The sequence below is a fragment of the Parachryseolinea silvisoli genome (genome assembly GCF_021190955.1).
GTDB classification, from domain to species: Bacteria; Bacteroidota; Bacteroidia; order Cytophagales; family Cyclobacteriaceae; genus Ohtaekwangia; species Ohtaekwangia silvisoli.
Genome location: NZ_JAIOAO010000001.1, coordinates 1,158,439 through 1,184,369, shown reverse-complemented (window position 1 = coordinate 1,184,369; position 25,931 = coordinate 1,158,439). Strand labels below are relative to the sequence as shown.

At 52.1% G+C, this 25,931-nt stretch carries 14 protein-coding genes; 10 read left to right on the top strand and 4 right to left on the bottom strand.

The features are described from left to right. The first annotated feature begins 38 nt into the window (after positions 1 to 38). On the top strand, positions 39 to 2,996 hold the full coding sequence (locus K7P01_RS04915) for a discoidin domain-containing protein (protein ID WP_267290431.1): 2,958 nt from the start codon (positions 39 to 41) through the stop codon (positions 2,994 to 2,996). A gap of 405 nt (positions 2,997 to 3,401) precedes the next feature. Here the strand turns inward: K7P01_RS04915 and K7P01_RS04910 are convergent, their stop codons facing one another. After that, positions 3,402 to 6,011, bottom strand: a complete 2,610-nt coding sequence (locus K7P01_RS04910) for a Kelch repeat-containing protein (RefSeq protein WP_267290429.1) — start codon at positions 6,009 to 6,011, stop codon at positions 3,402 to 3,404. Positions 6,012 to 6,153: 142 nt separating this feature from the next. Between K7P01_RS04910 and K7P01_RS04905 the strand changes: the two genes are divergently transcribed. The 3 genes from K7P01_RS04905 (at position 6,154) to K7P01_RS04895 (ending at position 11,532) form a co-directional block, all read left to right on the top strand. Further along, on the top strand, positions 6,154 to 8,436 hold the full coding sequence (locus K7P01_RS04905) for a GH92 family glycosyl hydrolase (RefSeq protein WP_267290427.1): 2,283 nt from the start codon (positions 6,154 to 6,156) through the stop codon (positions 8,434 to 8,436). 108 nt (positions 8,437 to 8,544) lie between these two features. Next, on the top strand, positions 8,545 to 9,849 hold the full coding sequence (locus tag K7P01_RS04900; RefSeq protein WP_267290425.1) for a glycoside hydrolase family 71/99-like protein: 1,305 nt from the start codon (positions 8,545 to 8,547) through the stop codon (positions 9,847 to 9,849). A 6-nt stretch (positions 9,850 to 9,855) separates the two neighbouring features. Then, on the top strand, positions 9,856 to 11,532 hold the full coding sequence (locus K7P01_RS04895) for a family 43 glycosylhydrolase (protein WP_267290423.1): 1,677 nt from the start codon (positions 9,856 to 9,858) through the stop codon (positions 11,530 to 11,532). Between the two features lie 104 nt (positions 11,533 to 11,636). On the opposite strand, the gene K7P01_RS04890 is transcribed toward K7P01_RS04895, so the two are convergent. From K7P01_RS04890 to K7P01_RS04880, 3 genes are all read right to left on the bottom strand, one after another. Beyond that, positions 11,637 to 14,894: an AsmA family protein gene (locus tag K7P01_RS04890; RefSeq protein WP_267290421.1), complete on the bottom strand. Its 3,258-nt coding sequence runs from the start codon at positions 14,892 to 14,894 to the stop codon at positions 11,637 to 11,639. Positions 14,895 to 15,168: 274 nt separating this feature from the next. After that, a complete protein-coding gene (locus K7P01_RS04885; RefSeq protein ID WP_267290419.1) occupies positions 15,169 to 16,266 on the bottom strand; it encodes a Gfo/Idh/MocA family protein in 1,098 nt (365 codons plus the stop codon). A 204-nt stretch (positions 16,267 to 16,470) separates the two neighbouring features. After that, the gene (locus tag K7P01_RS04880) at positions 16,471 to 17,514 is read right to left on the bottom strand and encodes an NAD(P)-dependent alcohol dehydrogenase (protein WP_267290417.1); all 1,044 of its coding nucleotides are present in this window, start codon (positions 17,512 to 17,514) and stop codon (positions 16,471 to 16,473) included. 281 nt (positions 17,515 to 17,795) lie between these two features. Here K7P01_RS04880 and K7P01_RS04875 point away from each other — a divergent pair, with 281 nt between their 5' ends. The 6 genes from K7P01_RS04875 (at position 17,796) to K7P01_RS04850 (ending at position 25,921) form a co-directional block, all read left to right on the top strand. Then, complete coding sequence (locus K7P01_RS04875) at positions 17,796 to 18,149, top strand: winged helix-turn-helix transcriptional regulator (RefSeq protein WP_267290415.1); 354 nt, start codon at positions 17,796 to 17,798, stop codon at positions 18,147 to 18,149. A 441-nt stretch (positions 18,150 to 18,590) separates the two neighbouring features. Next, positions 18,591 to 19,403: a prolipoprotein diacylglyceryl transferase gene (gene lgt, locus K7P01_RS04870; RefSeq protein WP_267290413.1), complete on the top strand. Its 813-nt coding sequence runs from the start codon at positions 18,591 to 18,593 to the stop codon at positions 19,401 to 19,403. A gap of 102 nt (positions 19,404 to 19,505) precedes the next feature. Then, the gene (locus K7P01_RS04865) at positions 19,506 to 21,260 is read left to right on the top strand and encodes a RagB/SusD family nutrient uptake outer membrane protein (protein WP_267290411.1); all 1,755 of its coding nucleotides are present in this window, start codon (positions 19,506 to 19,508) and stop codon (positions 21,258 to 21,260) included. A 17-nt stretch (positions 21,261 to 21,277) separates the two neighbouring features. Beyond that, positions 21,278 to 21,715, top strand: a complete 438-nt coding sequence (locus K7P01_RS04860; RefSeq protein ID WP_267290409.1) for a DUF5004 domain-containing protein — start codon at positions 21,278 to 21,280, stop codon at positions 21,713 to 21,715. 12 nt (positions 21,716 to 21,727) lie between these two features. Then, positions 21,728 to 22,750, top strand: coding sequence for a DUF4961 domain-containing protein (locus K7P01_RS04855; RefSeq protein ID WP_267290407.1), 1,023 nt, complete (start codon positions 21,728 to 21,730; stop codon positions 22,748 to 22,750). A 36-nt stretch (positions 22,751 to 22,786) separates the two neighbouring features. After that, positions 22,787 to 25,921 carry a SusC/RagA family TonB-linked outer membrane protein gene (locus K7P01_RS04850; RefSeq protein WP_267290405.1) on the top strand — a complete coding sequence of 1,045 codons (3,135 nt, stop codon included), beginning with the start codon at positions 22,787 to 22,789 and terminating at the stop codon, positions 25,919 to 25,921. Positions 25,922 to 25,931 lie beyond the last annotated feature (10 nt).

The following is a 25,931-nucleotide window of genomic DNA, read 5'->3' as shown; positions in this document are numbered from 1 at the left end:
TATCTGGCGCCGCTCCTCTTTTTAATCTTATCACAAACATGTATATACAACGGTTTCTTTATAAGGTCGTGTTCCTTGGGGTTTTGTGTGTTGGCGTGGCAGGTATCGCGTTTGGCCAAAATACCACAGTGGATCTGAAGAGCTCGGCGCAACAGGTGTGGCGGGTGAAGTCGCAACGCGAGGTGGGAGTGGATATTCGCGGACTCTTTGAGAGTTTTAAAGCCGATGGATGGGTGACGGCCGTGGTGCCGGGCACCGTGTATACGGCGTATGTCGCCGCGGGTCTGGAGAAAGATCCCAACTATGCCGACAACATCTGGAAGGCAGACAAAGCGAAGTTCGATCAGCCGTATTGGTATGTGACGCAGTTCGCAGTACCGGTATCGTTGAAAGGCGAGATTCTGTGGTTGAATTTTGAAGGCATCAACCGCCAGGGCGAGATTTATCTCAACGGCGAGAAGCTGGGTGTACTGGATGGCTTTATGCAGCGCGGTAAATATGACATTACCAGGATCGTTCGGGCTTCCGGTGCTAATACCCTGGCGGTGTTGGTGTCGCCGCCGCGGCACCCCATGGCGAATGCGGCGTCGCCCACCTATGTTTCCAGCGGAGGCTGGGACTGGATGCCCTATATACCCGGTTTGAACGCAGGCATTACCGACGATGTGTTTCTGAGCGCCTCGGGTGCGCTGACGATTCAGGATCCCTGGATCCGCACGCAGTTGCCGACGAATGCTACGGCGTTCCTATCGGTAACACTGGATGTGAAGAACAACACTGATATGCAGCGTACGGCTGTCGTGAAGGGGGTGATCAATCCGGGTAATATTGTCTTTGAAGAAAAGATCAACGTAGGGGCCAATGGCACGACACAGGTAAAGCTCGACAAGCGACACTTCTCCCAACTGGTCGTGCACAATCCCAAGCTGTGGTGGCCTAACGGTTATGGCGATCCGAATCTGTATACGTGCGATTTTAACGTAGCAGAGAATAATAAGATCTCGGATACAAAACGCTTGAAGTTTGGTATTAAGCAGTACAGCTATGATACACTCGGGCAGGTACTGCATATTTCCATCAATGGTACCCGTGTGTTTGTGAAGGGGGGGAACTGGAGTATGTCGGAGTATATGCTGCGGTGCCGTGGCGAGGAGTATGACACGAAGGTGCGCCTGCACCGGGAGATGAATTTTAACATGATCCGTAACTGGATCGGGTCGACGACCGACGAAGAGTTTTATGAAGCGTGCGACAAGTACGGCATTATGGTGTGGGATGACTTTTGGTTGAACTCCAATCCCAGTTTGCCGCGTGACGTCAGCAACTTTAATGCGAATGCGATTGAGAAGATCGTACGGTTTCGGAATCATCCCTCTATTGCGGTGTGGTGTGCCGACAATGAAGGTTGGCCGGAGGCGCCGCTGAATAAGTGGCTGGAGGAAGATGTACGGGCGTTTGATGGCGGTGACCGGTATTACCAGGCAAACTCGCATGCGGACAACCTGTCGGGTAGCGGCCCGTGGGCGAACCGTGATCCACGTTATTATTTTACAGAAAATCCTACCGGCCTGGGTGGCAACGATGGTTGGGGATTCCGTACTGAGCTGGGGAGCGCTGTATTTACAAATGTGGAAAGCTTTAAGAGGTTTATACCCCAAGAGCATTGGTGGCCACGCAACGCTATGTGGGAGAAGCATTTCTTTGGCAACTGGGCGTTTAACGCCGACGCCGATGGTTACGACCGCAGTATCGAGACGCGCTATGGGAAACCGTCGAATATAGAAGAGTATTGCCGCCGGGCACAGCTGGTGAATATCGAGACCAATAAGGCGATGTACGAAGGGTGGCAGGATCGAATCTGGAACGATGCCTCCGGCCTGATGACGTGGACCAGCAACGCAGGCTTGCCGACGTTTATCTGGCAGACGTATGATTATTATTATGACCTCACGGGCGCTTACTGGGGCATTAAGAGTGCATGCGAGCCGATACACATTCAGTGGAATCCGGTGAGTGATGCGGTGAAGGTGGTGAACACTACGCGGAAGGACGTGGAAGGGTTGACGGCTGAGGCGATGATTTATAACCTGGATGGTAAGGTCGTTGATAAGTATACCGTATCACAGAAGGTCGATGCTTTGTCAAATGCTGCTGTGTATTGCTTTGCACTACCTTTTGGCGGTGAACGGGGTGATTTGGCAAAGGGCAGGCCGGTGGTGGCTTCTTCAACGGAGACCGGACGCGGTGAGTCAATTACCGATGGGGATGAGAATACACGCTGGGCGAGCGCGGCGCGGGACCATGAGTGGGTATATGTTGACCTTGGTAATAAAGAGCCGATCAGCGGTGTGCGGGTGAAGTGGGAGACGGCCTATGCGAAGGTGTATAAGATTCAGGTGTCAGATGATGCTTCTAGCTGGAAAGATGTCGCTATAGTAAATTATGGTAAGGAGGGTGTGCAAGATGTGGCTTTTGCGGATGATGCGGAGGCGCGCTATGTGCGGGTGTATGGTGTGGAGCGGGGTTCCGGTTGGGGGTATTCGCTGTATGACTTGAAAGTATATGGTGGTGCACCGAAGAACAGCGGATTGACGCCGGTGCACTTTATCAAGCTGCGCTTGAAAGATAAGGCGGGCAAGGTTGTGTCGGAGAACTTCTACTGGCGCGGGAATAAGCGCAAGGACTTTACGGCGTTGAATTCGCTGAAGCCTGCTGAAGTGAAAGTTGTTTCCAGTTCGGAGAAGGTGAATGGTAAGCAGGTAGTGAAGGCTCATGTTATCAACGGTAAGGCGGGTGTAGCGTTTGCTGTGCGCGTGCAGGTGTTGAATGCGCGGACGGGCGAGCAGGTGCTGCCGGCGTTTATTAATGATGGGTATTTTACGTTGATGCCAGGGGAGAGCAGGAGTGTGGAAGTGGAGTTTGATGCTTCGCTGGTGGGGAATGATGGGTTTAAGGTGGTGGCGGAGCCGTATAATGGTGCCGTTGCTGGAAAATAAATGGGACGGCTATACGGCTTGCTGGCGCAAGTCTTAGCCCGTCTCGGGCGGAGACTTATGCCTGTCTAGTGGCAGTCTTCAGACTGCCGTGGCATATACAATGGTTGATAGTATGACTGCAGATTACTTTTTGTAGTTGGAACAGTAAATGCAGCCCCGACTTTGTCGGGGCACACGGCAGTCTGAAGACTGCCGACAGTCGCGGTCACAAGTCTCGCGCTTCGCGCTAAGACTTGCGCCAGCAATGTAAACCCGGGCGTTAGTGACTATACCTTTACGTCCGTTATCAACATTTTCCACGGCAGTCGGAGACTGCCACCATACTGGGCACAGGTGCGCACCTACGCTTCGCTTGGTGCTAACACCTGCGCCAGACGTTCATTTTCCTTTCCGATTATATAGCCGTTAAGAAATTACCTCATCGAAAGTCTTAGGATAGCTTTCGGCATAGAGGTTCTTGTACTCCTTGACGAAGTGGTCGTACCACGTTTTGGCCAGGGAGTACTTTCCTTTTTTATTCAGCACTGAGCATTTGATGACCAGGGCTTCCTGGTTGATGCTGTCGTAGTTGAAGATGGTGTCGGCTATTTCTAATAATACCCGGTCGTCTTTGGAGACGTCGAGGGTTTGGGAGTACTCGAGGAGCACGTCGATGACGCGGTTGGAGATGTCCGATTTGAAACTGTCGAGCCAGTCGGTTTGGATGTTGGGGAGGAGGTTGCCGCGTTTTACGAAGCGTAGTAGGGTTTCGGCGGTTGTGGCCGTGAGGGGGGCTTCGGTTGAGAGTATGCGCGATACGAGGTGGTAGTCGCAGAGGACGTTTTCGCCGAGGGCAAGCTGGAGGTAGGAGTGGTTGTTTTCGATGGTGATGTCGCCGATCTCTTCCAGCAAGCCGCGGAGCTTTTTAATGTTTACGTTACGGTTGTTGCGGGCACTCATGTCGCCTTTGTCGGGCCAGAGATACTCTTGTAATGTCGTGGTGGAGATGCCTTTCTCGAATTTTACGGAGTGGATCAGGATGAGCACGAACAGTTCTTTGATGGTCATCGTGAACTTTCCGGTGATGTCGTGGCCCTGTTTGTCGAATACCTGGAAGCCGCCGAAAAGGTAAATGACGGCGACGTTTTTTTCGGATTCGTGGGCGTGGCGTGTTATGTCGTGGAGTATGGCGGCGGCTTCGGTGTGGGGAGCGGCGCCGTTGGCCGTGGGTGCGACGGCCAGGTCTTTCTTTTTTCGGCGGGCGAAGATGATGACGCCCAGCGTGATGAGCGTGCCGGTGATGAGTATAAAGCTAATAATGCTGTAGTAGGATGCGCGCGTAATACCTGGAGTTGTATCCTGGAATACGTCGGTGGTGCTGAGGGGCGGGTAGTTGATGGTGTAGAGGTTGATTTTATACTGGTCGATCTCTTTGTGCGACGTCACGGCGACCAGCTGGCGTGTAGCCTTGGAGAGGAACAGGTCGCAGAAGGAGTGTTCGTCGTGGAATTGGAAGGGAATCGAGTCGGCTAGTACCTGCCACTCGGGATTGGATAACGAGTACTTCCGCAGTTTGATATAGTTTTCGTATTTGTTTTTGGGGAAGCTGAGGACGTAGAAGCAGCTGTCTTCTTCGTTTACCACCAGGGAATTCGAAAAGACAATGTCTTCTTCGCCCGGGGCCGACTTCTGTTCCCAGAGCTTGCGGATGGCGTGGGTTTTCAGATCGAATGTGTAGAGGTCATAAAAGCTTTGGGGAGACAGCTCTTGTTTGCCGCTTTCGCTGCCGTAGCCGCCAAAGATCAGGGCTTTGTCTTTTGATGGCATGCGACCGAGGGCACCCAGGTAACGGGGCGGAATGGTGCCTTGTGTTTTTACTTCGGTCCATGCGTGTGACATGGAGTCGTAGCGCATGAACTTGTTTTTATAGTTGAAGTGGCCGTAGCCGCCGAAGGTATAGACGGAACGATCAACAGGGTTGTAGAATTTATTGTTGTGCCAGTAGTTGGGCAGGTTGTAGGTCGTGTCGCTGTTTTGCCAGCGTTGGTGTTCAAAGTCGTAAGCGGAGAGGACGTTAGTGTAGAGATCGTAGTTGACAAGGGCGTGAGTCTCGTCGATGTATAATAACTGGTTAGCATCGGTGTAGACCGGCTTGCCCTGGTGGATGCGGGTGTGGTGCATCTTACCGTCGGACAGGTGGTAGGTATATACATGGTTTTTGTCCGTGGCGTATACCGTGCCGGTGGCGCTGTTGAAGGCGACGGAAGGGTAGCGCGCGATGACGAACTGCTGGGCGTGTACCCAGGTAGTATGTTTGTCAATGAGCCACGTTGGATTTTTGGCCACGGCGACGTAGGTGTTGGTGTTGTCGTAGACTTCGCCGATGCCATGGCGACGTAAGTCCCATTGGATGGTTTTGTCGTTGATACGCTGGATGGCAACGTGACGAATGATCATCGGTGGTACGTCGGATGTAGTAAAGCGGCCAAAGTCGTTGGCGCCAAAGAAGAAACGGAAGGTGCGTAGACTGGAGAAGGGGAGCTCCTGTGTTTGGGTTTTGCCTGCCCACGACACGATCAGTTTTTTAGTACGCGTTTCGAACTTAATGGTGACGGGTGTCCATTGAAGTGGACGCAAGCCGATGTCCTGGTGGTCGTAGTGTATTTGAGGTGGATTGTTGTTGATGATGAGGTTGAGGTCGTGGAAGTCGTCGTGTTCGGGGCTCGACACGAGGTCTATATTAATGGAGTCGTTGGCGATGATGCGCAGCACATAGCCGTAGGCGTCGATCAGGCGTTTGAAGGAAAGGTCGAAACGAATTTCGAAGTCTTCTTTGATGGTGAAGGGATCTTCCGGCGTGAGGGAGAGTGAGGTGCGTTGGTCTTTGGTGACTTCGTGTGAGGCGAACGACAGGCCATAATCCGGAGTCGGCGTGTTGGTTTGTGTCCAGCCTTGCAGGGCTATGAACAAGGTCAGCACGCCAATGATCAGAATTCGTACGGATGCCCGTGTCGCAACTAAGTTTCTCCCACACATAAGATTTACAATAGGGACAATTTACTCAAAAAACGTCATAATTAGAATTAAAAAACGTTTGCACTGCTTGTTTAAGTAGATATTAATCCATTTTTAAGCGTACGCAGATATTTTCGAGGCATTGCTTATTTGCAACCAGCCTATGAAGATGTTTTCGGTTTTAGGGCTCCTTATTATAGTAGCGAGCGGTGCACACGCACAACCACCGCGGGAGTCACGCGGTCCTGCTTCTCACAAAGTCGATTTGGTAGACCCCTTTATCGGTACGGGTGGCCACGGCCATACGTTCCCGGGGGCGACGGTGCCGTACGGCATGGTTCAGCTCAGTCCCGACACCCGTTTGAATGGGTGGGATGCTTGCTCGGGCTATCACAGTTCCGACCAGGCCATTCTCGGTTTTTCGCATACGCACCTGAGCGGTACGGGCATCGGCGACTATGGCGATATTTTGTTTATGCCGACCACGGGTGTGCAGCTGCTGACGCAAGGCACCGCCGAGACGCCCGACGCGGGGTACTGTTCGGCTAAGGTACCGGGCACCGAGCACGCCTCGCCGGGATATTACACCGTGACACTCAGAGATTACAATGTAAAAGCCGAGCTGACGGCCACGCCCCGTGCGGGTATGCATCGCTATACTTTTCCCGCGGACAGCGATGCGGGCCTGATCGTCGACGTAGGCCATACGTTGCAAAGCCACCAGAACGTGGTTAATGAAATCGAAATTATAAACGATCACGAGCTGCGCGGGCGCAAGGTGACGAAGGGCTGGGCGCGTGATCAGCATGTATATTTCCATGCGGTATTTTCGGAGCCGTTTACGTACACGCTGGCGATCAACCAGGAGTTGCTGGATGCGTCCGCACGCACTACCAATAAGACCGGAGCGAAGGCGCTGTTGAAGTTTAAGAACGGCACCGGCAACGCGGTGTTGGCGAAGGTGGGCATTTCCGCGGTAGACTATGACGGCGCGCGCAACAACGTGACGCGCGAGATTGCCGGCTGGGATTTCGCGGCGGTACAAGCCACGGCAGCGGCGGCCTGGGAGGAGTGGCTCGGCAAGATCGAGATCAAGGGCGGCACCTCCGACCAGCAAAAGATCTTTTACACGGCGATGTATCATACGGCGATTAGCCCTAATGTTTATACAGACATCGATGGCCGTTACCGTGGTATGGACAAGCGTACACACGCTGCGAACGGTTCGGATAACTATACCGTGTTTTCATTGTGGGATACATTCCGCGCATTTCACCCGCTGATGACGATCATCAACCCGGGGCGCAACGAAGCGTGGATTCGCGCGATGGTGCGCAAGTACGAAGAACGGGGTGTGTTGCCGATGTGGGAGCTCTCATCGAATGAGACGGGTACCATGATCGGCTATCATTCGGTGCCGGTGATTGTCGACTCTTATTTTAAGGGCTATCGCAATTTTGATGTGGAGAAGGCTTACCAGGCGATTGTACATTCTTCGACCTATGACACTGTCAATGTGTCGTTCCCCGACGAGGAGATCAAACGGAACCTGATGCCAAAAGCGAAGTATTATAACCAGATGCTGGGCTTTATACCGTGCGACAAGGAAAACGAATCGGTCTCGAAGGCGTTGGAATATGCTTACAACGACTGGTGTATTGCACAAATGGCGAAGGCGCTGGGCAAGACAGCTGACTATGAAAAGTTTAGTGCGCGGTCGAAGCGGTATCAGCTTTACTTTGATAAGGGCACGGGTTTTATGCGTGGTAAAAAGGCAGATGGCACGTGGAAGACGCCGTTTGATCCGCGATTCTCGAATCATCGCGAAGATGAATATGTAGAAGGCAATGCGTACCAATGGTCGTGGTTTGTGCCGCACGATGTCGACGGGTTGGTTGCGCTGCACGGCGGTAAGGCTTCCTTTGCCGCGCGACTGGATAGTTTGTTTGCTGCCAAATCGGATCTCGCGGGTAAAAATGTGTCGGCCGATATTTCGGGGTTGATCGGTCAGTATGCGCACGGCAATGAACCGAGTCATCATATTGCGTATTTATACAACTATGTAGGCCAACCGTGGAAGACGCAGGCGTTGGTGGATCAGATTTTGACCACACTTTATTTTAATGATCAGAATGGGTTGTCGGGTAATGAAGATTGTGGGCAGATGTCGGCCTGGTATATTTTGAGCAGCCTGGGTTTTTACCAGGTGAGCCCGGGCAATCCGACGTATACGTTGGGGCGGCCTTTGTTTGAAGAAGTGACGATACACCTGGATGGCGGGAAGAATTTTGTGATCAAGGCTCCGCACAATACGGCGCAGACGAGGTATGTACAGCAGGCGAAGTTGAATGGGAAGGTTTTGAAAACGCCGTTTTTTGCTCATGCCGATTTGGCGAAAGGGGGAACACTGGAATTTTCGATGTCGGCGCAACCGGGCGGAAAATAACCCCTACCTGAAAACAGCGTGAGTGTGAGCGCGAGAGCGGCGTGAGATTGTGCGTGTGAGCGTGAGGGCGGATGGTTTTGTATGATTTGAATTATTAAATGTATTGAGATGAAATTACTGAAGGTTTTAGCCTTACTGATTTTTCCGTTGATGGTGCTGGCTTGTAGCTCGAACGATGATCCCGGGCCTGCCGACCCGGAAGACTCTACCGATATAGACCCGAATGTGTTGTACCCGTCGTATTCGAAGCTGGTGATGGCTGGGTATCAGGGGTGGTTTGCGGCAGAGGGCGACGAGTCGAACCGCGGTTGGTATCATTACCAGAAGAATGGGTGCGGGTTTTTTCCCGGGTGTACGAATGTAGACTTGTGGCCGGATGTGCGCGAGTATGCCAAGACGTATGAAACTGATTTTAACTATCCTGACGGCTCCAGCGCGTATGTGTATAGCCCATACGATGAGTCTACGGTAGACCTGCACTTTAAGTGGATGAAGGAGTATGGTCTGGACGGTGTGCACATGCAGCGCTTTGTAGGCGAGATCAAGCCGTCTAATGCGAGCGGTAAGCGCCACTTTAACAAGGTGCTGGGAAATGCGCTGAAGGCTGCAAAGAAATATGAGCGTGCGATCAGTGTGATGTACGACCTGAGTGGTAGCTCGCCGGCGGACGTGGCGTACCTGTATGACGACTGGGAGGAGCTACAGGCGCTATTCAAGCTACAAGATAGCCAGGAGAATCCGACGTATTTGCACCACCGTGGGAAGCCGCTGGTGGTGATCTGGGGTGTGGGCTTCAACGACAACCGCGCTTACACTACCGCTGATGTTACGGCCTTGGTGGACAAGCTCAAGGCGACGGGCAAAGTATCCATCATGCTGGGGGTGCCGTATTACTGGCGTACCAACGGTAATGATACCGAAAAAGACGCGGCGCTGCATGCGCTGATCAAGAAGGCGGACATTATTATGCCATGGGCTGTAGGCCGCTACGACATCGGTGGCTATAATCCGAACAACGTGGGCGAAGATGTTAAGTGGTGCAGAGCAAACGGCGTGGACTATGTGCCGTTGGTATTCCCGGGCTTTAGTTGGGGAAACATGCACAACGATGCGAGCCTGTATAATTCTATCCCTCGTTTACAGGGTGACTTCCTGTGGCGCCAGATCTGGGGCGCCAAGCTCCAGGGAGCGACGTCGCTGTATGTCGCCATGTTTGACGAGGTCGACGAAGGTACGGCGATCTTCAAGGTGAACAACGAAGGCCACGTGCCACTGAACGGTGATACGGGGTTGAAATTTGTGGGCATCGAAGACAACCTCGGCACCGACTATTACTTATGGCTGGTAGGCGAGGGTGCACGGTGGTTCCACGGAGAGAATGGCTATACTATTGCAAAACCCACCCGAAAATAACCGTTTATGAAAGCAAGCCTGGTTCAAGCAATTGTGTTTGGAGTGCTGCTCCTGCCAGCCGGTATGCATGCGCAGGATATGCCCGGCAACCCCTTTATTAAGCAGATGTTTACCGCAGACCCGTCGGCCCACGTGTGGAGCGATGGCCGTTTATACGTATACCCCTCCCGTGACATCGCGCCCCCGCGCGGCGCCGATCTGATGGACCAGTACCATGTTTTTTCGACCGACAACATGGTGGATTGGGTTGACCACGGCGAGATTCTGCGCGCGAGCCAGGTGCCGTGGGGCCGCCCGGAAGGTGGCTTTATGTGGGCGCCGGACTGTGCCTATAAGAACGGCACCTATTACCTGTACTTTCCGCATCCGAGTGGCACGGAATGGAACTCAACCTGGAAGATCGGTATCGCGACGAGTAGCCAGCCGGCCAGCGGCTTTACCGTGCAAGGGTATATCGCAGGACTGCAATCGCATATCGACCCGTGCGTCTTTATCGACGATGATGGCCAGGTATATTTTTATTATGGCGGTGGCGGCATATGTCAGGGTGGTAAGCTAAAGTCCAACATGACAGAGCTTGACGGTGCCATGCAGCCTATGCAAGGCCTGGAGGATTTCCACGAGGCTACGTGGGTACACAAACGAAACGGTGTGTACTACCTGTCGTATGCGGATAACAACGACGACGGAACGAGACACAACCGCATGCGGTATGCGACGAGCAACAGCCCGCTGGGCCCGTGGACGTATCGCGGCGTCTATATCGATCCGACCGACAGTTATACGAACCACGGTTCTATTGTGGAGTATAAGGGACAGTGGTATGCATTCTATCACAATAGCGCGTTGTCGGGCAATGACTGGCTGCGTTCGATTTGTGTCGATAAGTTGTTTTACAATGCCGACGGTACCATTCAGAAAGTGATCCAGACCAAGGGGCATGGTACACCGTACCACGGCACGCCCTGGCCGATACCGGGCAAGATCGAAGCCGAGGACTTTGACAACGGCGGACCGGCAGTTGCGTATAGCGACAGTGATACGGCTAACAACGGTGGGCAATACCGCCTGGACGAGTTTGTTGATATCGAGAACTGCGGCGAGGGCGGTTACAATGTAGGGTGGCTGGGCGGCAGTGAGTGGCTGGAGTATACCGTGAACGTGGCGGAGGCCGGTACATACACTGTTGAGCTGCGCGTGGCTTCGCAGAATGCGACCGGTAGCTCTATTCGTGTGGAGTTTGATGGTGAAGACAAGACCGGCAAGATTACGGTGCCTAATACGAGTAATTGGCAACAGTATGCTACGGTGAGCAAGGACGTTGTGTTGACGGCGGGCAAACACATAATGCGGGTGCTGATGGGCGACGGTGCCTTTAATTTCAACTATACAAATATTAAGAAGAAAGAGACGAGCACGGTCATGGGAACAGGTCCCGGAGAGGGTACGTCATTGGCGGTGTATCCCAACCCGGCCAAAGGTATATTGACGTTGGAGTATTCAGGGGTGCCTGGTAAAAAATCCACGCTGAAGGTTTATGATCCAACAGGTAAGTTGGTAAAGGAACAAGCTATTACCACGCCGCGAACCGAAGTGAATATAGAGGGCTATAAGCCGGGTATATACCAGCTCAAGGTGCAGTCGCGGGCTGGAACTACTACCCGCAAGGTTGTCATTCACTAAACAACAAGCCTAAATAAGGCTATTCTGATAACGGGAGGCCTGTACGGAAATTTGCTATGCATTGCTAGTTATGCGGCTGCCAGGTTGAGTGGCAGCCGTTTTTTTTAGCTTCGACGTTTGTCTTTGCCAAGACCTATCTTAAAGTCGCCAGGTGTGCCAGTGACGCGCAGGTTCATGAAGCGCGTTTTTTTGTCTTTGTCGGCGTATTCAATCGCGTCGACCTGGTCGAGGTCTACATCTTCTTGCTTTTTACCAAACAGGGAGCTGAAGCCTACCTTGGTGACCATCTTGAGCGGTACGCGGATGTAGTACTCCATTTTCAGGTCCAGGGATTGCTTACCAGAGATTTCCACGAAGCCCAGGGACGAGTTGATGTTCATGGAGGGGATGTTCAACACGCCGTCGGCGAATGTCAGTACGTTGTGCAGGGTGTCGAAGCTGATCATGCGCAGGTTCTTGTCTTTGAAGTAGCCAGCCATGGCCTGCATGGGCGCAAAGTCTACGAGGCTGCCTTTGTAGATAGAGACGTTTACCTCAGCCTTGGAGTTGTCGAGGATCGGCACGAAGTCAGGGTGTATGCGCACATAGCTTTTGATCTGGCCACTGACGCGGCCTTTGATGTTTTTGTTGATGACGACATCCTGGCCGAAGTGGTCGAGCTTGAGCAGCATCTTTTCGAGGTCGACCTGGTCTACCTTGATGCGGCTGCGCAGGTAGATCTTGTTGGGATCATTGCCGTTGAAGTGTCCGCGCATGGCCAGGGTACCGCCGGCGACCCGCGTAGACAGCGTGTCGATATAGATGTGGTGGTCTTCCTGCATGCGGATGCGGGCCTGGGCGTCGCGTAGCCAAAGTTTGTTGTATTTGAGCTTGCCGATGTTTACCTGTACGTCGAATGTGGAGAAGGGGATCATGAAGACGTTAAAGGCGGTGGCGTGCTGGCTGGTGTCTTTGCTGGTCGCGGCGGTTGTGGTAGCTGGCGTTGTAACGGCTGCGGTGGGGGCAATGATCTCGGCGCTATCGGTGCCGGCCGACAGATCGTATTGCGTGATCTGGTCGAGGTCGAGGAAGGTCGAGTTGAAGTAAAGGTAATTGTGTTTCCCCTTGTATTTGGGATTGTCGCCGGTGTAATAACGGAAGTTGATGTCGAAGTCGCTACGGCCGATGGTGCCGCGCAGCGTGTCGGCCTTCATGATCTTCGATGCGTAGACCAGTTTGCCTTTGATATCTTTGAGCTGCAGGCCGTGTTGTTTGAGGTTGGCCGAGATGTTGGCAATCTTGATGCGTGCGATCTTAAAGACGGTGTCGTACTTCAGGTCGATCTTGGAGCGCAGCCACACGTCATTGGCTTCTTCGTGGCGATAGCCGGGCGGCACCAGCTTGCGGCTGATGGGACCAAGCAGGTCGTCCATGGCAAAGCGGTTAGACTTGAAGTCGAAGGCGATTTGGGTCTTGCCTTTTTTATAGTCGGCAAACCACAGCTGGTAGTTAACGACGCGGCCGCTGAAGCGTATATCGGACTTGTCGATCATGCCGGTGAAATTGCGCAGCAGCAGGGCGGTGTCATTGATGGTGAGCGTGGCACCCAGGTCGTGGAATGCGTGCGGGTATTTTTTGAAGGAGGCGCTCAGGTTTTTAAGCTCGAACTTTCCTTTGGGAAGTGGGGCCGGGTGTTTCAACTGGTTGGCTGAAGTTTGTAAGGCTACGCCAATGTTGAAGCCGTGAATCTCTTCCTGCATTTTGCGGGACATGGCTGTGTCGTGCGCGAATAGTTCTTTGAGAATGAGGTTTTGGCTGCGGGCGTTCATTGTTACCGTTACGGGCTTTTCGGGATGGTGCAGCAGCGCGGGCAGGTCGCTGAGGCTGCCGTCGATACGCAGGTCGGAGTTGCCGATGCGCAGGAAGACGGAGTCGAGGGTGATGCGGCCGTCTTTCATTTTGGCATGCACGTTCATGTCGCGTACCTGGTGTGGGTAGCCGGGGATGCGGAAGGCGAGGTTCTCGACGCTGAGCTCGCTTTGCAGTCCGTCTTTCAATTTATTCAGGGCTTGCTCGGGCAGCTCGATGTCGGTAATTTCTTTGAAGTTCATGTCGAGCTTGATCTTGCCGGTGATTTGTTGCAGACCGGGGATGCCGAGGAACTGTCCGAGGAACTTTAATTCCAGTTCAGACTTGATCTGCATGAGCACATGTGGGTCGGTAAAGTCGCGCATGACAAAGTTACCTTTGAAGATTCCTTTCTCCGGGCGGGCGTTGACGTTGGTGATGTGCAGCTCGGATGTCTTCAGGGAGTTTTCGCGACCGTTGGTATAGTATCCTTTAAATCCTAGTTGGTCTACTTTCTTCTCTGACGTTGTGTTGAGGAACCAGGCTTCTTCGCAGCCAAAGGTTACGTCGATGTGGGGTTGTTGATTTTCGGCGATTATACCTTTCACTTTGCCATCGAAGTATATGCGGCCATCGTATTGAAACGGTTTGAGTGCTGTCTTGGCGTCGGGCGGCAGGAAGGCATTGATGAGATTGAAGTCGGGCTTGTCGCCCTGAATGTGAAAGTCCACTTCAGTCTGTTGTGCCAGGCTGGCGGTGCCTGTTACGTTGAACGATGCTTGTTCGAGCAAGAGTCCGCCGGTGGTGATAGTGAGGTATTGGCGGGCGGTGTTGTAGTCGCCTTTGAGGTTTACCTGCAGGTGTTTATGACGGAAGAAGCTGGTGTCGGTCGGGGTGGCCAGGTCGAGGTTCATGCCGCCTTCCAGCGTAGCGGCGATGTTGGCGCTGTCGATGCGGAAGGAGGATACAATCTTTTCAATAGATGAGCTGATCTGTTGGCCGGAGGCCTTGTCAGTGTACGAAAAGGTAAGGTCTTTTAACACGATCTGTTGGAGGTCCACTTCGAAAGCGGTGGCTTCGCCGGTCGAAGGCGCCACCGCAGTGGTGTCGGCTTGCAGGGTGGTAGCTTCGACGATGTCAAGCTGGCCGTTTTCTTTGCGGGTCAGGTCGACGTAGCCGCCTTGTATAAAGAGCCGGCGCACGTTGTATTGTTGTTGGAGGATGTCCGGCAGACTGAAGCCGACGTAGAGGCGGCCGATCTCCGCCAGGGGCTTGCCGGTAGTGGCTTTGGTTGGGAAGAAACGCACTTCGTGCAGGGCTACCGACACGTAGGGAAAGTTTTTGAAGGGCGATATGCTGCTCGTTTCAATGGCCAGCTCGCCTTTGAATTGTTTGTTGACCGCAGCTACGGCCAGGTTGACGAGGCGTTGCTGCTGGGTGAGGAGAACGATCAGGCCGACGCCGGCCAGGACAAAAACGGTGATCAGGAGTATGAGCAGTGGCCTGACAATCCACTTCTTTATCTTGGGGTTCATCGATGCGAAGAATGTGCTATGCTAAAACGCGGGATTTGCCCGCAGGTTGTTTTCATCGGGGGAATAATCAAAAACAGGGCCACAATTGCGGAAGGCGATACCGGCTTTGAAAACGTGTGCGGTGATGCAATAAAGGGGAGAAGGCAACGTTGTATTCGGTTTCGAATTTTACTGTGCTATAAGGCCTGCTATAGATTCGAAAAATACGGAATAATTATAATAAAAAAAGCACTGGACGTGCCAGTGCTTTTGTACTTCAAAATGCTACTTGTTTTTATTTCTTTTTCAGAAAAATAGTTTTCCCTTCTTTTGCGGAGCGTCGTGCTGCATCCAGGATTTCGACTGCGGTAACGTTGAGCGGGAGAGATGAGAGGTCAGTGTCTTTTACCACGATGCTGCCGTTTACCACGGCGGCGAAATACGCAAACGGATTATCCATCGGTGCGGGCATTGTCGCCATGGGCGTTTGCTGTGGAGCGTCGTCGCCGTTGCGGAAGGTGAGGGAGGTTTTGTCGGCCCAGATGTATGCGGTCTGGCCGTAGATCTCGATGTCTTTGCGGTTGTAGGGCCAGTTCCACGAGGCCTGGATGACGCCGGTGGTGCCGGGGTAGGTGAGGAGGATGGTGGCGTCGTCGTCTACCTTGGGGTATACGTCGGGTTTGATTTGCTGCGTGACGGCGGTAACGCTGGTGGGCTTTTCGCCTTTCAGTAGCCAGGTGATCAGGTCAGCGCCGTAGCAGCCGAAATCCATGAGTGCGCCGCCACCGTTTTCTACGGGGTCAGTGAGCCATGCGAGAAACTCGGGGTTAACATTGATCTCTTTCGGACCGCGGTGGCCGTCGTGTACCACGACTTTGCGGATCTTGCCGATGCGGTTATCGCGGTAGATCATGTTATAGGCTTCGTAGTGGCCGGCGTACCAGGTAGTTTCGTAGTTGGTGAGCAGGTGTATGTTATACTGTTTGGCGAGTGCTGCCATTTGTTGTGCGTGGTCGTTGCTGACGGCCAGCGGCTTTTCCACCATGACATGTATATGGCGTGGGGCGCAGGCTTTGACGACGGCCAGGTGGTTATAGATGCTGTGGAAAGCGGTAACGGCTTCGGGCCTGGCTTTGTCCAGCATCTCTTCGAGTGTGGGGTATAGGAGTGTGAGGGGGAGGTTGTATTGTTTGAGGAGGCGTGTGGCCAGGTCGCGGTTGGGTTCGGAAATGCCGACGATCTCGAACTCCGGGCGATTGGCGCTGTTGAGAATCCAGTGTACGTGGGAGTGCGTGAGACCGGCGATGCCGATGCGGAGCTTCTTTTGTTGGGCGTGTGTGGGGAAGACGAATAGTGTTAGAAGCAGCACCAGTATGGATAGCGGTGTTTTCATGGTGATGTTGGTGTTTAGTATGGGGTGAAGGTCGGGGAATGTGAATAGGTTGGCTAATGGTTTTATATAGACCCTATGTTGACGGGGTTGGAAGGAACCAGCGTGAGTGTGAGCGTGAGAGCGAAGAAAAGACCGCATTTGTTACGCAGGTATAAAAAAAGCACTGGTTGGGGCCAGTGCTTTTTACGTGTAGCGAGTAGCGGTTTAAAGTGTCGCCATATCGATGACAAAGCGGTAGCGGACGTCGCCTTTGACCATGCGGTCGAAAGCTTTTTGAATGTCCTTCATGTCGATTAGCTCGATGTCGGAGACGATGTTGTGCTGGGCACAGAAGTCGAGCATTTCCTGGGTTTCGGGCAGGCCGCCGATCATGGAGCCGGCGAGTGTTTTGCGGCCCGGGATGAGGCTGAAGGCGTGTAACTGCGCGGGATCCGGAGGGGCTCCCACCAGGATGTGGGCACCGTCGGTTTTTAGTAACGACAGGTATAGGCCCAAGTCGTGGGCGGCGGACACGGTGTCGATAATAAAGTCGAAGTAGCCGGCAACGGCTTTTGTTTGCGCGCGATCGGAAGTGACGACGAACTTGTGTGCTCCGAGTTTTTTTGCGTCGGCTTCTTTAGAAGCAGAGGTGCTAAGTACCGTTACTTCGGCGCCAAAGGCGACGCCAAATTTTACGGCCATGTGGCCGAGGCCGCCCAGACCGAGTACGGCGAGCTTATGGCCTTTGCCTACTTTCCAGTGCCGCAGTGGCGAGTACGTTGTAATGCCGGCGCAGAGCAGCGGTGCAACGGCTGCCAGGTCGAGCTTGTCAGAGATGCTCAGGACGAAATCTTCGTGTACGACGATGGTGTTGGAGTAGCCGCCGTAGGTAGGAGTCTTTTTATCTTGCTCTACGCCGTTGTAGGTTTGGGAGTGGCCGTTGGTGCAATACTGCTCGAGGCCGTGCTTGCAGTTGTCGCAGGTGCGGCAGGAGTCTACGAGACAGCCGGTGCCGGCCAGGTCGCCTACTTTAAACTTCTTTACTTCAGCGCCCACTTTAACGACGCGGCCGACGATTTCGTGGCCGGGTACCATGGGGAAGATGCTGCCACCCCACTCGTCTTTAATCTGGTGCAGGTCGGAGTGACACACACCGCAGAAGAGAATATCGAACTGAACGTCGCGTGGGCCGACGTCACGACGCTGAAAATTCCACGGTGCGAGGTTAGAATCTTTGGTTTGCGCTGCATACGCTTTTGTAGCGATCATAGGGCTGTGATTTTTAATTTTTTTGTTTTAACTACGTGTTACAGACGGGTGTGTTGACGACGCTTTTTGCATCCCGGTGGCACCCTGTGTTTTTGTTTGCTCTGAGCGGTTGGATTGGAACCTTTTGCTGCGTAAGAGCCGTTGTGGGTGCCTGCGGAGCCGGAGAAGTGTTTGGATAGCCGGGGAAACCTCGCTGCAATACGCCGTAAAGGAACGGGAAGCTGCTTTGGAGATCAATACATTTCCCGGGAATGAGGCACTCATTAAAAGATTAGTAAGTCATGACAGAGCGAAAACTGACGTCCACCAATTATCAGAACCAGGCATTTCTGGAAGAGCGTTGTGCATTGAATGAGTTGTTGTATTTTTTGAGCAAGCGATGGATGACCGATGTTTTGTTTAGCATTGAAGAGGGTAACACGCGGTTTACGTTATTGAAAGAAAACCTGGAACACATCAGCGATCACATTCTGGCCGACCGTCTGCGCGCACTGGAGCAACACCACCTTATTCAAAAGAGCTATCTGCCAGGTAACCCGCCGCGCACGGAATATGCGCTCACACCGAAAGGCAACAAGTTGAGCGAGATGCTCGAGGGGTTGTGCGGCTTTGCCAGCCTGGAGTTGGAGCTGTAGTCTTATTCTCAATCGCAGAAGTTGTAGGAAAGTTTTGCGCGGCATCCTGGCCGTTGTTGTCGGCTATGCGATTTGTGTTGTCGGTGCTTTAGTAATTTCCGATTGTTTAGTCTGGACCCGCATGGCTGAGCCCGGCGTCAAGTACTGGGGGCAGTCGTTGCTGCGTTGACGCACACGCGGGGTTAATTCTACGTATTTTCTTTTATAGACCTTCTTTATAGCCTGGTTGCACGCGCTGTTGCGAGGGCGTGAGAAAACTGCGTTTTGGGCTTTTAAAGTACATATTGCTAAAACGGTTAACTAAAACGTTTGCATTTCAGGTGAATATTATTAAGTTTGCTAAAACGATTAACTAATTTAACGCCGTACAGTAACGAGAACACTTTAACCTGCCTAAAAGATGAGAAACTGCGGAATGGCTCTGCATAGCGGTCAAAGACTATGAGTCTTATCGACAGCTTTATTTACTGGAATGTTTCCCCTGTTATGTTCCACCTTCCGGGGACGTCTGTTTCTCTGACGTGGTACGGAATGATGTGGGCGCTGGGTCTCATTATCAGCAGGCAGGTCGGTCTTTATATTTTTCTGAAAGAGGATCGCTATACGGTGAACCTCCCTGGTCTTTTTTTGATGATCGTCGTTCCGGCGATCGTGGGTGCGCGGCTTGGACATTTTTTGTTCTATGATCTTCATGCGCTGATCAGCAACCCGCTTGTGATGGTCAAGCCCCCCTTTCACGGCCTTTCTAGCCATGGCGGTGTATTCGGTATTCTCATTGGTGTATATATATGGTGTCGAAGAAACCATGCCGAATATCTTTTTGTGATCGACAGGCTGGCCCTGGTGGCCATTAGCGCCGGCGCGTGTATACGATTCGGCAACCTCATGAACTCTGAGATTGTCGGTGTGCCTACCGATAAACCCTGGGCATTTATTTTCGCCCGCGTAGATCAGCTACCAAGACATCCCGCACAGCTGTATGAGGGTGTTTTTTATACGGTGTTCTTTTTGTTTATGCTATACGTTTGGTATAGACATGCCCGCCACTTGCGTTCAGGCGTACTGTTGGGTATGATATTGACAATTCTTTGGACATTTCGATTTGTTGTGGAGTCGGTCAAAGAATACCAATCGGCGTTCGAGCGTGATCTTTCTCTCAATATGGGACAGATTCTAAGCATTCCCTATATTATGGTAGGCGTTGCGTTGATTTTTGTACGTAAATCAGAAACTGGTATAGATGTAAGTAGATAGATGCAACCGTTATTTTGGAATGGTTGCATTTGGAGCGTAGGCTTGTAATTTTTGCTAAAACGATTAACTAAAAATGATCTGTTCATTTAATAATAGAGGCAAATGAGAAGAATAATTCTTTTGGCCGTAGTTCTTGGCAGCATGATGCTCGCCTGTCAGGAAGCAAGCTTCCTGGACGACACACAAACTACAAATCTTAATGAAGGGACTGTTTTCGCCGACAGTACGTACGCAACCCAATTTTTCTTCGGGATATTCGAAGACATTGGGTTCGATTCAGATCCCGGAAGATTCAGTGATGGGAACACCATCTTTCCGGCCCGCTCGGGCGGATTGGATGGTGCATCGGATGAAGCAGAGCCGCGTGCCATTCCTTTTATCACGACCAATGTTCAGTTCGCTACCGGCACAGTCAATTCTGTGATCGTATCGAAGGATGCGTGGGATGTGTGTTACAGGAATATCCGGAGGACGAACCTGTTTCTGAAACATCTTGATATTACACCGTTTCAACCGTCACTGAAGACGCAGTTGGCTTCGGAGACGAGGTTTTTACGCGCCTGGTATTACGCTATTCTGCTGAAACACTACGGCGGAATTCCGCTGATCGGCGACACAGTATATGGTGCGACAGATAAGATTATTGCGATCAGGAACACCTATCAGGAATGCGTGGACTACATCGTTTCGGAGTGTGACCAGGCTGCCGTGAATTTGATTACCCGGCCAGTGGCCCGGGATCATGGACGGATCGGGGCAGGTGCCTGCAAAGCATTGAAGGCGCGCGTTTTGCTTTATGCCGCGAGTCCGCTGTTTAATGGAAGCGGTTTTGCACCCGCCCCACTTACTGAGATCTTAGGATATCCTGCTGCCGATCCTAACCGATGGAAAATCGCAGCGGAAGCCGCTCAGGCTGTTATCAGTCTAAATGCATACCAATTGCATGTCAACAATTCACCTACTCCCGGTGAAGGATTTTACGAGGAGTTTGTAGCGAAAGATTTTCAGTCGGTCAATGCTCACTCCGGCCTTATCCTGGAACGTGTGGCGACGGATGGCAATTACGAAGAGCGACTGTGGCAGCCACCTTCCCGTGGCGGTGGACAAGGTGGAGCATATCCCTATCATGATCTGGTCAACGCATTTGGTATGGCGAATGGAAAAGCGATTACCGACGCTACGTCCGGTTACGATCCGCAAAACCCCTATGCAAACCGTGATCCACGTCTTGACAACAGCATTAATCATGACCAAAGTATAATGCCCGCGGTACTCCTGGGGCCGCGTGTTGCGATCGATATTTTTCTTGGAAATTACCAGGGCAGACTGTCAGGGCAAGACGCTGTACGTGCAGGAACGCCTACAGGATATTATGTGAATAAAATGGTGCACCGGGTTGTTGTCGCGAACGGTTTCATAGAAGGACCTGCCTCACGTCCATTGATACGATACGCGGAGGTCTTACTTAATTATGCCGAAGCAAAGAATGAATTTGATGGCCCCACCTCGGAAGTATACGCGGCTATAGAGGCTATTCGTGAGCGTGCGGGTTTATCTCCGTTCACGCTGCCTGCCGGCCTTTCAAAGGATGCGATGCGGGAGATTATCCGAAATGAAAGAAGGGTCGAGCTGGCATTTGAGGGACACCGCTTCTTCGACGTACGCCGCTGGATGATTGCGGATCAGACCGAAAACCAGACTATGACCGGAATGGAAGTAGTGAGAAATGGTTCGTCCGCCAGCTTCAATGTGTTCAACGTTCGCAAGCACAATTTCCGGGAGGCGATGTATTTCTGGCCCATTCCTTACTCGGAGACGGCAAAATCTCCTGAGCTATTACAAAATCCATACTACTAGACCTTAACCCTGTTGATATGAGAACTATTTACATGCAGGCATTGGCCATCGTGATGCTGGTATCCTGTCTTTCATGCGAGAATAATGATGACAACGCGCCGGCTGAAGCTGTGAAGAACATCGATGGAAGCTGGAAGGTTGTGAATGTAACACGCAACGACCTGGATATTACAGGCGCGTTTGATTTCACCCGGTTCAGGGTAAACTTCAGCGAGGACGGTACCTACAGTTTTGAGAACTACCTGCCCTTCATCGTAAAGGAGGAGGGCGACTGGGCTCTTGACGATCCACAATATCCCTTCAAGATTATTTTCAGGGAAGGCAGCAGTGCCGAAACGCTGGCGGCGGATCTGACTTATCCGGTTGTGCAGGGGAATCGACAGATCCAGTTAACATTCAGCCCTGGATGTCAGCTGAACAGGTATAAATATGTTCTGGAGAGGATCAACGAATAAAGACCGAGGTATATGAAGCTTACTACTCAAAAAATGACAGCCAATACAATACTCAGTCGCAAGTGGCTTGTTGGTAATATCATCGTGATTGTGCTCGGTATTTTTGCCATCACCTGCGTATACATCAACGAGGTAGAGTACCCACCATCAGTAGACGCCGGACAGATTGCGGAATTTAAGGTAACTGTTTTTCTCGATGTTGCGGAAGCAAGAAACGATGCCAGACTGGTAGTCGCTTTTCTCGCGCCCAAAAGCTGGAATGCTGCGCAGAACATGACGGCGTCCTACACGGATACTGAAGAGTCCGGGGTCCAAACGATGAGTATCATTCCCGCGGGAACGAGTCCATCGCAGGCTCCCGGCCAATCCTGGTCTGCCGCCATCCGGGGGCGCGTCGGTATCGGCGAGAACGTGCTGGATGATATGGAGTGGATTACGTTTTGGACGGATAAGACCTATTCGGTAAGCAACGGACAGGATATATACGTCTACGTCACCATCAAGGCCAAGACCGGGCCGGAAAGTCTAAGTTTCAAGCCTACGATTTTCGTGAACGAGACTGCCGATGGGATGACCACGAGTCAGGATTTCTATAAGGTCTATAAAGGCGATTGCTTCGCCGTTATCAACGGTACCGGGGACGGTATAGACTTCTGCGAATTGCACTTCAACTCGGTACAGCCGCTTACGGCCACGAAAGATGATTTTATTACAATCGGTTTTCAGGGCGATGTCGATTCCAACGATCTGGTCGATGCCGGAGTTGATAAGATCTTCCTGTCGTCCACGGCGTACGTCCGCGGTAGCGGCCGGCAGATTGAGGTGCGGGATAACGCCGCGGCACAGCAAATGACAAAGCAGTTCCAGTATGGAAATTCATATGCCATTACGCTATGGCCTGCCAGCTATTATAACCTGGCTGAAGGAGAGGAGCTTGAGAAGATCGAATATTCTTTCACCAATGAAGACGGTTCCATCGAGGTCGTGGACGAAGCCGTAGGTGCAGACTTCGTTTATACATTCAAGTGTCAGTAACAGATCTATAGTTTACTCAAATCCAATATTAAGATTATGATTTGTCTCTATATAACACGGCTTAGAAGAAGTGCACTGGCGTTATTGATGCTGATGTTCTTCATCTCAAAGTCTATGCTGGCACAGTCCGTCGTTCAGGAATCTGTGCGGGGAGGTACGGTGCTCGACAGCTATGGCAATCCCATTGAAGGTGTCACCATCCAGGTGAAGGGCGATTCCGTCGCCGGCTCTGACAGCGAGGGGAACTTTGTTTTACTCGCTTCGGTGAAAAATGGCGACGTGCTTGCCTTTGAACATCCGGACTTTTATGTGCAAACGCTGATCCTGGGTACCGAAACATCGGTTAGAATCAAAGACGACTCACAAACATCGGAACGTTTTAACGTGACGCTTTTCAGCCGTTACCTGCATAGCCCCGAAGAGCTCTATGTGTTGTATGGCAAGGCAGACCGCCGCAGTCAGATCGGTTCCATCAGCACGATCCACACCGAGCAACTGAACACAACGCCCGCGCCCACTGTTGCTTATGCACTGGCTGGCCGCCTTCCGGGGCTCTACCTGTCTCAGAGCAACGGATTCCGCGTTCCGGCAACAGGCAACAATTATACCGTCGACCTTGGTGGGAACGTCCCCAGGTATTTTCTTGGCGCACCAAGCGACAACACGGAGTTCGGAATAAGCCTGAGAGGCCAGGCACCCGTGGTAGTCATTGACGGTGTTCAACGTGATATCTATTCCATCGATCCGGATAACATCGAATCGGTATCTGTATTGAAAGATGCGTTCTCTTCTTTACTGCTTGGCATGCGCAGCTCGCGCGGCGTACTGTTGATTACCACCAAAAGACCCGATAAGCAGGAATTCAAACTTTCGTTTACCGGTCAGGTCGGTGTTCAGAGCGCGCTCAACATGCCGAAGCCGCTCCCTGCGTTTCAGTATGCCTATCTGCTGAACGAGGCCCTTCAGAACGACAACAAAGCGGCAGTCTACACGAACGCTGATTTTGAAGCTTTCAAGAATGGTACGGACCCGATCCGCAGACCGAACGTAGACTGGTACGACCAGGCACTGCGGTCCAGCGCTCCCATGTCATCGTACAACCTCAATATAAGCGGTGGTGGCCGGGTGGCTCGGTACTCGATCAGCGGAAGCTACATGAACCAGCAGGGACTGTTCATTACGTCATCACAGAATTCATATCAGACCAATGCCGAACAGAAGCGGTACACCATCAGCTCGAATGTGGCGGTAGATGTTACCGACGACTTTCTCGTAGACGTATCCCTGTTTGCCAGGGTGCAGGACGGCTCTCAACCCGGAGCGGGTACGGGTGCGCTGCTTTCGCAAATCCTGGAAACTCCGAACAGCGCGTATCCCATTTATAATCCCAACGGATCGTATGGCGGCAACGTTTCATATCAGACCAACCTGATGGCGCGCCTTATCAACTCGGGCTATATTGAGGACAATAGCCGTGATGTGCTTGCCAATATCGGTCTGCACTATAACCTGAACGATGTTGTTCAGGGGCTCACGGCAAACGCGGTGACCAATATTTCTACTCAAAATATCACGGCACTGACGCGAAGCCAGCAGAATACTGTTTTTCAGTATGTGCCGAGCGAGTCTGGCGAAGGTGGAAAGTATACACAGTATGGTAGCGCCATTGCACAGTCCAATAACTTTGCGCCGGTGTCTACCTCCAGATTGTGGTATGCTCAACTCTCCCTTGACTATGACAGGATGTTTGGCAAGCATCACGTGGTCGGCAAACTCTTTGGAGATCGCCGTGTGGTAACGATAAACTATGACCTTCCCCAAACCCCGTCCAATCTTGCCGCCCGTGTTCAGTACGATTATGAAGGCAAGTACTTTGCAGAAGGGGCGTTTACCCGCAGCCACGTCAATGTATATGCACCCGGCATGCAGTGGGGTTCATTTTACGCGGCTGGATTGGGATGGGATCTGAGCAAGGAGGTATTCCTGCAGGATGTTGCGTGGCTGGATCAGTTCAAGCTCCACGGTGTTTATGGAAAAACCGGCAATGGTATAGATAACTCCGGATATTACATTTTCCGTCAGACCTACTCGCGAACGTTTACCGACGGTACGTACCAGCAGGGATTCGGACGCACGAATGGAACCGGTCTGTGGGAAAACTCACCGCTGGCCAATCCCAACATCACCTGGGAAAAGGCACATAAGCTGGATGTGGGCGTAGATGTCTCCGTACTGGACAATCATCTGCAGCTCACCGCCGACTACTATTACGACAGATACTATGACCTGCTACAAAATAGGGGAAAGAACATTGCCCTGATCGGATTTGCCTATCCCCAGGAGAATATCGGCGAGAACCTGTACAAAGGGCTTGAGTTGTCGGCCACCTATCAGAACAACCTCGGAGACTTCAACTACTTCCTCACCGGTAACTGGTCGAGGATGGCAACGGAGGTGGTCTTCCTGGATGAACAGAAGCGCGTGTACGACTATAATCGTGTAACCGGCGAATCCGTTGGCGCTTATTACGGATATATAGCGGACGGATTCTTCTCGTCCACAGCAGATGTGGCTTCCAGCGCGAAGCTGGAGAACATCACCGTTCAGCCTGGCGATATCAAGTATCGCGACCTTAACGGTGACGATGTCATCAATCAGTATGACCAGACCATTATCGGCAGAAACAAACCGCTTTCGTATTATGGTGTAACGGCCGGATTCAACTTCAAGGGATTTGATGTAAGTGTGTTACTCCAGGGCGCGTATAACCGCGATCAATATATCAGAGACGCCGTGGTGGACGCAGGCTTCCAGGTAACAGGCCAGTCGTATGGCCAGGCGTATGAGCAGATTCTGGGACGGTGGACACCGGAGACCGCGGAGACCGCTACGTATCCACGACTTTCCACCAGCAACAATTTTAACAACACACAGACATCGTCGTTCTGGGTGCGCTCGGGCGATTATATGAGACTCAAAAATGTGAGCATAGGCTATACGCTTCCATTCCGGATCTCAAACCGCTATGGTATTTCTCAGCTGAAGTTCTTTGTGAACGGGCAGAACCTGTTCACTGCGGCCTCTTATGATGCGGTAGATCCTGAGGTGACCAGTTTCAGAAATTATCCGATCATGCGGGTGATCAGCGGCGGTATTAACATTAAACTTTAAGCTTAGGGAA

Excerpts from the sequence above, each read along its gene's own strand:
- lgt (WP_267290413.1), top strand. The coding sequence starts at position 18,591 with ATGAGTCTTATCGACAGCTTTATTTACTGGAATGTTTCCCCTGTTATG.
- K7P01_RS04880 (WP_267290417.1), bottom strand. The coding sequence starts at position 17,514 with ATGATCGCTACAAAAGCGTATGCAGCGCAAACCAAAGATTCTAACCTC.
- K7P01_RS04915 (WP_267290431.1), top strand. The coding sequence starts at position 39 with ATGTATATACAACGGTTTCTTTATAAGGTCGTGTTCCTTGGGGTTTTG.
- K7P01_RS04875 (WP_267290415.1), top strand. The coding sequence starts at position 17,796 with ATGACAGAGCGAAAACTGACGTCCACCAATTATCAGAACCAGGCATTT.
- K7P01_RS04885 (WP_267290419.1), bottom strand. The coding sequence starts at position 16,266 with ATGAAAACACCGCTATCCATACTGGTGCTGCTTCTAACACTATTCGTC.
- K7P01_RS04890 (WP_267290421.1), bottom strand. The coding sequence starts at position 14,894 with ATGAACCCCAAGATAAAGAAGTGGATTGTCAGGCCACTGCTCATACTC.
- K7P01_RS04910 (WP_267290429.1), bottom strand. The coding sequence starts at position 6,011 with ATGTGTGGGAGAAACTTAGTTGCGACACGGGCATCCGTACGAATTCTG.
- K7P01_RS04850 (WP_267290405.1), top strand. The coding sequence starts at position 22,787 with ATGATTTGTCTCTATATAACACGGCTTAGAAGAAGTGCACTGGCGTTA.
- K7P01_RS04865 (WP_267290411.1), top strand. The coding sequence starts at position 19,506 with ATGAGAAGAATAATTCTTTTGGCCGTAGTTCTTGGCAGCATGATGCTC.
- K7P01_RS04900 (WP_267290425.1), top strand. The coding sequence starts at position 8,545 with ATGAAATTACTGAAGGTTTTAGCCTTACTGATTTTTCCGTTGATGGTG.
- K7P01_RS04860 (WP_267290409.1), top strand. The coding sequence starts at position 21,278 with ATGAGAACTATTTACATGCAGGCATTGGCCATCGTGATGCTGGTATCC.
- K7P01_RS04895 (WP_267290423.1), top strand. The coding sequence starts at position 9,856 with ATGAAAGCAAGCCTGGTTCAAGCAATTGTGTTTGGAGTGCTGCTCCTG.
- K7P01_RS04905 (WP_267290427.1), top strand. The coding sequence starts at position 6,154 with ATGAAGATGTTTTCGGTTTTAGGGCTCCTTATTATAGTAGCGAGCGGT.
- K7P01_RS04855 (WP_267290407.1), top strand. The coding sequence starts at position 21,728 with ATGAAGCTTACTACTCAAAAAATGACAGCCAATACAATACTCAGTCGC.